The sequence below is a fragment of the Streptococcus sp. Marseille-P7376 genome (assembly GCF_902460385.1).
GTDB classification, from domain to species: Bacteria; Bacillota; Bacilli; order Lactobacillales; family Streptococcaceae; genus Streptococcus; species Streptococcus sinensis.
This window is the reverse complement of the sequence record NZ_CABPTS010000011.1, coordinates 63093-69904: the sequence shown is the minus strand read 5'-3', so window position 1 is coordinate 69904 and position 6812 is coordinate 63093. Positions and strand designations below refer to the sequence as shown.

Genomic DNA, 6812 nt, shown 5'->3' with positions numbered 1-6812 from the left:
AAAATTTGTCTGTGGCCTTTTTCCATACGAAACTATACTTGTTGGCGTTGGCTTCAATCTTAGTGCCATCAATAAACAGACAATCTAAAGTCACTAACTCTTCCATTTTCAAACGAAGATTGAGGTCAATGAAAAGCTCACGAATGAGCTCTTCCATCCCCGCAGCGACTCGAAAGCGATTGATGGTGCGGTAGCTGACAACCAACTGTCCTGTTAAGTACTGCATAGCGAGATTTTCAATCATCATTTTTTCGATTTTTCGTCCAGAGAAAATCCCTTGTGAGTAGGCAAATAGTAGAGCGGCTAAAAGCATTTTAGGGTGATAAGACGGCCGACCGAAGTTATGATAGAAAGCGTGGAAGTGACGTTCCTCCAAGGTATTCACCACTTTTTCAATGGTAAAGACAATGTGATCTTGTGGTAAAATGCAAGCAAGTTCTAGTGGTAAAGTCGTTTGATTTGTGTTATAGTGAATGTGCATGGAATAGCCTCTCTAAATGGTTTATTGAGCAATTCTATTTTAGCAAGACTATCGCAACCATGCAAAAAGCAACGGCAAATCCGTTGCTTTTTTTGTAGCAAAGGGACTATTGTCCCAGACTCGTCAATTTTTTCGTAAGTGTCCGTACACTTACTGTGCTTGCTACAAAAGTCAAGCAAGCATTAAGCATTTTTCTAAAATTGTAAATATATTATACCATAAAATTCAAGAGAAATGAGAAAACACAATTGACAAAATGTCAGTTGCGTGATATCCTTTAAATAGGAGGGATAAAATGCGAGATGTGAAAGAACCGGAAATACGACGTGCTGAAATTATGGATGCTGCAATGCTACTCTTTATAGAGCAAGGGTATACTAATACAACAACTCAGGATATTGTTGACAAAGTAAATATATCAAGAGGCTTGCTGTACTATCACTTTAAAAATAAAGAAGATATCTTATATTGTCTTGTGGAACAATATTCAGATAAATTATTGAAAGATATTCATGTTATTGTCTATGATGAAGATAAAACCGCCATTGAAAAAATTAGAGCTTTTATAGATGCCACAATTATATCTTCGGAAAATATTTCAGCAGAGGGAACAGAGTTACAAAAAACAGTTGATCTTGAAGAAAATCGATATATGATAGATAAGTTATCTCATAAGATTATTGAAAAACTGACAATATATTTTGAAAGGATAATAAACCAAGGAATATCAGAAAAAACACTTTTTGTAAAATATCCGTCTGAAACAGCGGAATTTCTTATGACAGCTTATGTTTTTGTTTCAAATAACATAAGTATAAGATATTCAAAAAAAGAGTCTGTTAATGAGTATTTAAACGCATTTAAGATAATGCTTGAACAAAGCTTAAATGCAAAAAAACTCTTTAGCAATTGAAAAAGAATAGAATGTTTGTAAAAATAATAATGTTCCGATAGCTAATGCTAAAAAAGCTATCGGTATTATTTCAAAGGATAACTGACAAATTGTCAATGGAGGTAAAAGCATGTTAGAGATAAATAATTTTAGTAAATTTTATGGAGACAAAAAAGTTGTTGATAACCTATCCATTTCAGTACAGTCTGGAGATATTTATGGATTCATTGGTGCAAATGGAGCCGGAAAAACTACAACAATAAAAGCAGTAGTTGGGATTCATGATTTTGAGAATGGAAGTATAACGATTAATGGGCATTCCATTAAAGAGGAGCCTGTTATTTGTAAAAAAATGATGGCATACATTCCGGATAATCCAGACTTATATGAACATATGACGGGTTTTCAGTACATCAATTTTATTGCAGATTTATTTGAAATTTATACTGAAATACGCAGAGAAAGAATTCAAAAATATAGTGATTTATTTGAAATGACTAAGCATCTTTCGGGGATGATATCTTCGTATTCACATGGTATGAAGCAACGAACAGCGATTATTTCTGCACTGGTGCATTCTCCAAAGTTACTAATTTTAGATGAACCTTTTGTAGGACTTGATCCAAAAGCAGCTTTTCTACTAAAGAAAGTAATGCACGAATGCGTGTCAGATGGAGGAGCTATTTTCTTTTCAACACATGTTTTGGATGTTGCAGAAAAATTATGTAATAAAATTGCAATTATAAAAAATGGAAAGTTAATCGCAAGCGGAAATACAGAAGAAGTCAAAGGTGATAAAACTTTGGAAACTTTTTTCATGGAGGTACAAGATAATGAGCAAAATTTGGATACTAATTAGAGCCCAATTGATAAATTTTTTTCCAATCAACGAAATTAGAGAGCCGAGAAATAAAAAGCAAAGCTCTGTTGTTATTGCAAGTTTTGGAATAATAACTCTTGCTATATTTTTCTGTGTCTATAATATTATGACAGCCAAAACACTGGTGCAAGTTGGACAGCAGGAATTGATACCAGCTTATATGGTTGCGGTATCAAGTTTTTCAATATTATTTTTGACAATATTTTATTCTAATGGAATTTTATTTGGTAGTCGTGATATGGAAACGCTTTTATCGCTACCTTTAAAAAGCTTAGACATTATAAGTAGCAAGTTTATGTTTATGTATTTATTGAACTTTTTAATAGGATTTATATTTATGCTTCCGGGAGGCATTGTTTGGGTGTTAAACAGAAGCTTAAATGTATTGCAGATTATATTGTATTTTACATCCATGATTTTTGTTCCATTGATACCTATGTGCATAGCAGCATGTATGGGAATCATTGTTGTGGCTGTTTCGTCTTATTTTAAGAGGAAAAATGTTATTGCTCTAATCTTTTCATTTGCAATGATAGGTATAATTGGATATATTGCAGTGTCAGCTATGAAATCAGGTAATGAAGACAGCATTGAGATCATGCTTTCTAAGCAAATTACCGAACTGTACCCAATATCCGGGTTATTCATGCAACACACAAATTTTTCAATGTATATTGGAGTGGGATCATTTATTGCTTTTTCAACAGCACTTTTTTATATATTTGTAAAAATTGTTTCGATGAAGTATGGATTGCTTAATACTCTTGCTAAAACAACATCAAGATATTGTGATAACAAAAAATATTATAATAGAAAATCAATATTTTTTTCCTTGTATAAAAAAGAAATGGGACGCTTTTTAAGCTCGTACATGGCGGTCTTGAATGCAGGCCTTGGTGTAATACTTTTATGTGTTTTTAGTATATTTTTGCTTTTTAATTCTGTAGAACAAATAGGAGAGTCTTCAGGGATAGAAAATATAAATGAATATCTCTCAAATTTTGCTCCATTATTTATTGCATCTATGCTCTCGCTCAGTTGCCCGGCAGCTTCAGCGATATCTTTAGAAGGAAAAAACATTTGGATTTTGCAAAGCTCTCCTGTTAAGGTAAAAATGATCTTAAATTCCAAGATAGCTGTAAACCTTACACTTCATTTGATTGGGTATATGATTTCCATATTTGCATTTATGCTAAAACTTGATATGAACTTTATTCAAGTTATTAACCTAATAATTGTTCCTATATGCTATTCGATCTTTATAACAGTGATAGGAATTTCCCTAAATAAAAAGTATCCAAATTATGAATGGGAAAGCGAGATGATGGTAGTAAAGCAGAGCATGCCTGTTATTGTGTCTGGACTTGTCGGGATAATTGCACTCATTACACCAATTCTTCTTAATTGGTTTTTAAATCTTCCGATAACACCGGTTTTGCAGATAATATCAGTTACTTTACTTGTTATTTCAAGCGAAGTTTATATAAAAGTTAGCAAGTCAAATTTTATTTAGTTTAAGGAGGGAAAATTGTATGAAAGTTGGGCTGTTAAAAGATGTCTTGGTGTTGATGTTAATGATTGTTGTAATATTTATTATTTGCATATTTCTCCCGGAGAAAATTCCTGTTCATTTCAATGCAAAAGGAGCCCCTGATATGTTTGCTAATAAATATTATCTTCTGTTTGCTACGGTTATTCCGTATTCTGCTTATTGGAAATTTATACGAGGAAGGAAAAATAAAAAGGTTAAGTGAATATGTATCCATATTTACAAATAACATCTGTGATAAGAGCAACTGTTTTAAGAGGTAAGTATGTACCGGGGCAACAGACGCCTCCCCATAAGGACTTTAGCAGAGATGGAAGAATGTAATCCTGCAACCGTCCAAAAAGCATTAAAAGTTCTTGAGAAACAGGGGTTGATTGTTAGTCGTGGAAGTAAAGGATATTTTGTTACTGAAAGTGAGAAGAAAATAATTGAGTTAAGAAATCAGCATTTGAACAGGCTAACAAAAATATTGTTTGAAAAACTATATACCTTAGGATTTTCGGATTCTGAGATTATCAAACTATTTGATAGAATAGAAACTTAAAAAATGAATAAAAATCAATTATGTGTAAAGAAGATAAAGATACTGACTATTTAGATTATTGATAAAATGGAGGAAACGAATATGGAAGAATCTAAACATCTAATGTTAGAAATACCAAAGAAACAAAATGGGATTACAGCCAAAGTTTAGCGATAATTACTTTGATAGATTTCTTTCTTGGAAAGGTAGAAAATCAGATGAAACGCTGTGTAATGATTTTAAGCTATTAATTATTTCGCTTTCAAATCTTCTTTATAAAATTGATTTGGATGATAAAGATAAGAAACTTTTATATAAAACTTTTAGAAAAAACAAAGAAATGCTTAGTGCTTTAGAAATTAAAAAGAAAGATTTTACTTTGGATATTATTAATGCAGTAGAAGAAGCACTTTCATATAGTTATAAATGATGTGCATTTAAAGAAGATAATAAGTATAAACTTATACTGTTAATTGTTTTATTTACCACATTTTATTGGTTAATATTTATTGCTAGTAAAAGCCTTGATTTCAAGGCTTTTTAATATAAACTGATAGCCTCCTATACTAAAACCAGAACAATATCTTGCCAACATCTTATTAAAGTGATATACTAGAACAACCTTGTGAAATCGTTTGCACAAAGTGGCGATGAGTTTATAAAGAGAAATCTAGGAGAGAAAATATGGAATTGTCAGCTATTTACCACAGGCCAGAGTCGGAGTATGCTTATCTTTATAAAGATAAGACAATGCACATTCGCATTCGAACGAAAAAGGGAGATATTGAAAACATCACCTTGCACTATGGAGATCCTTTTATATTTATCGAGGACCATTATGAAGACCGCAAGGAAATGGTCAAAGTAAGCTCTGATGCTTTGTTTGATTATTGGCAAGTGGAGGTTTCGGTTGGCTTTGCGCGACTCCAGTATCTCTTTGAACTTAAGGATAAGCAAGGCCAGAGTATCTTGTATGGCGATAAGGGTTGTGTTGAAAGCACGCTAGAAAATCTTCATTACGAGGGGAATGGCTTTAAGCTTCCTTATATCCATGAGACTGATGGCTGTCAGGTTCCTGACTGGGTTTCAGAAACAGTTTGGTATCAGATTTTCCCAGAAAGATTTGCCAATGGAAATCCTGAACTTTCACCGAAAGGAGCACGAGCTTGGGATGCTGCTAACGCCCCACAAAGAACAGATTTCTTTGGTGGGGATTTACAGGGAATTATTGACCATCTGGATTACTTACAAGACTTGGGAATCACAGGACTCTATCTCTGTCCGATTTTTGAATCTCCTAGCAATCACAAGTATAATACGACAGATTACTTTGAGATTGATAGACATTTTGGAGACAAGGAGACCTTCCGCCAATTGGTAGAGAAGGCTCATCAGCGTGGCATGAAGGTGATGCTGGACGCTGTTTTTAACCATATCGGCGACCAATCTCCACAGTGGCAGGATGTTGTCAAAAATGGTCAAAAATCAGTTTATAAAGACTGGTTCCATATTCAAGAGTTCCCAGTGACAAAGGATAAGCTTGAAAATCCAAAAAAGCTCCCTTATCATACCTTTGCCTTTGCCAGCTATATGCCAAAATTAAACACGGCAAATCCAGAAGTGAAGGACTATTTGTTAAGCGTTGCGACCTACTGGATTGAGCATTTCGATATTGATGCTTGGCGCCTGGATGTGGCTAATGAAGTGGACCACCAATTTTGGCGAGATTTCCGTAAGGCTGTCTTGGCTAAAAAGCCTGACCTTTATATTCTGGGAGAGGTTTGGCATACGTCTCAGCCTTGGCTAAAGGGCGATGAGTTTCACGCCGTCATGAATTATCCCCTATCTGATAGTATCAAGGATTATTTTTTGCGTAGGGTTAAGAAGACCAGTCAATTTATCGATGAGATCAATGGTCAATCTATGTATTATAGACAGCAGATTTCGGAAGTGATGTTCAATCTTCTGGATTCGCACGATACGGAGCGTATTTTGACTACTGCCAAGGGAAATGTCCAACTGGTTAAGTCTGCCCTAGCCTGCCTCTTTTTACAAAGGGGAACACCGTGTTTCTACTATGGAACGGAGCTAGAGTTAGCCGGGGGACCAGATCCAGATTGTCGTCGTGTTATGCCTTGGGAACGTGTATCTAATAGCAATGACATGCTCGATTTCATGAAGAAATTGATTCGGCTTCGCAAGAGTGTTTCAGACATTATCCAGAATGGGAAATATAGTCTAGAAGAAATCAAGCCTGATGTGCTGGCTTTAGACTGGGAACATGATGGCCAAATTCTTCGAGCGATTTTTAATCAGTCTAAGGAGAATTACCTTTTAGACAGAGCCACGGCTGATTTAGTGAGTCATTGTCAAGTCTCGGATGGACAACTGCTTATCTTACCCAATGGATTTGTAATTTTTGTGGAAGATTTGGAAACTGCTGCAAATTAATTTTTGGAATTTGACTTGAATAGTCAATAGAACTAT

General features: G+C 34.4%; 8 protein-coding genes. 7 read left to right on the top strand and 1 reads right to left on the bottom strand.

The features are described 5' to 3' along the window. Positions 1-481 (bottom strand): transposase (locus FZ952_RS07025; RefSeq protein WP_148881123.1); only part of this gene is annotated, 481 nt, incomplete at its 3' end. Between the two features lie 295 nt (positions 482-776). Between FZ952_RS07025 and FZ952_RS07020 the strand changes: the two genes are divergently transcribed. The 7 genes from FZ952_RS07020 to FZ952_RS06990 all read left to right on the top strand — a co-directional run bounded on the left by FZ952_RS07020 (position 777) and on the right by FZ952_RS06990 (position 6776). Continuing rightward, positions 777-1394: a TetR/AcrR family transcriptional regulator gene (locus FZ952_RS07020; protein WP_007790256.1), complete on the top strand. Its 618-nt coding sequence runs from the start codon at positions 777-779 to the stop codon at positions 1392-1394. Between the two features lie 109 nt (positions 1395-1503). Next, a complete protein-coding gene (locus tag FZ952_RS07015) occupies positions 1504-2232 on the top strand; it encodes an ABC transporter ATP-binding protein (protein WP_148881122.1) in 729 nt (242 codons plus the stop codon). Further along, entirely contained in the window at positions 2207-3766 is a 1560-nt protein-coding gene (locus FZ952_RS07010) for a putative ABC transporter permease subunit (protein WP_148881121.1), read from the top strand. Before FZ952_RS07015 ends, FZ952_RS07010 begins: the two co-directional genes overlap by 26 nt. A gap of 19 nt (positions 3767-3785) precedes the next feature. Next, positions 3786-4007 carry a DUF1648 domain-containing protein gene (locus tag FZ952_RS07005; protein WP_148881120.1) on the top strand — a complete coding sequence of 74 codons (222 nt, stop codon included), beginning with the start codon at positions 3786-3788 and terminating at the stop codon, positions 4005-4007. 105 nt (positions 4008-4112) lie between these two features. Next, on the top strand, positions 4113-4346 hold the full coding sequence (locus FZ952_RS07000) for a GntR family transcriptional regulator (protein ID WP_262366341.1): 234 nt from the start codon (positions 4113-4115) through the stop codon (positions 4344-4346). Between the two features lie 127 nt (positions 4347-4473). Next, the gene (locus FZ952_RS06995) at positions 4474-4755 is read left to right on the top strand and encodes a hypothetical protein (RefSeq protein ID WP_262366340.1); all 282 of its coding nucleotides are present in this window, start codon (positions 4474-4476) and stop codon (positions 4753-4755) included. A 254-nt stretch (positions 4756-5009) separates the two neighbouring features. Continuing rightward, on the top strand, positions 5010-6776 hold the full coding sequence (locus tag FZ952_RS06990; protein ID WP_148881119.1) for a glycoside hydrolase family 13 protein: 1767 nt from the start codon (positions 5010-5012) through the stop codon (positions 6774-6776). Positions 6777-6812 lie beyond the last annotated feature (36 nt).

Excerpts from the sequence above, each read along its gene's own strand:
- FZ952_RS07020 (WP_007790256.1), top strand. The coding sequence starts at position 777 with ATGCGAGATGTGAAAGAACCGGAAATACGACGTGCTGAAATTATGGAT.
- FZ952_RS07015 (WP_148881122.1), top strand. The coding sequence starts at position 1,504 with ATGTTAGAGATAAATAATTTTAGTAAATTTTATGGAGACAAAAAAGTT.
- FZ952_RS07010 (WP_148881121.1), top strand. The coding sequence starts at position 2,207 with ATGAGCAAAATTTGGATACTAATTAGAGCCCAATTGATAAATTTTTTT.
- FZ952_RS07005 (WP_148881120.1), top strand. The coding sequence starts at position 3,786 with ATGAAAGTTGGGCTGTTAAAAGATGTCTTGGTGTTGATGTTAATGATT.
- FZ952_RS07000 (WP_262366341.1), top strand. The coding sequence starts at position 4,113 with ATGGAAGAATGTAATCCTGCAACCGTCCAAAAAGCATTAAAAGTTCTT.
- FZ952_RS06995 (WP_262366340.1), top strand. The coding sequence starts at position 4,474 with ATGGGATTACAGCCAAAGTTTAGCGATAATTACTTTGATAGATTTCTT.
- FZ952_RS06990 (WP_148881119.1), top strand. The coding sequence starts at position 5,010 with ATGGAATTGTCAGCTATTTACCACAGGCCAGAGTCGGAGTATGCTTAT.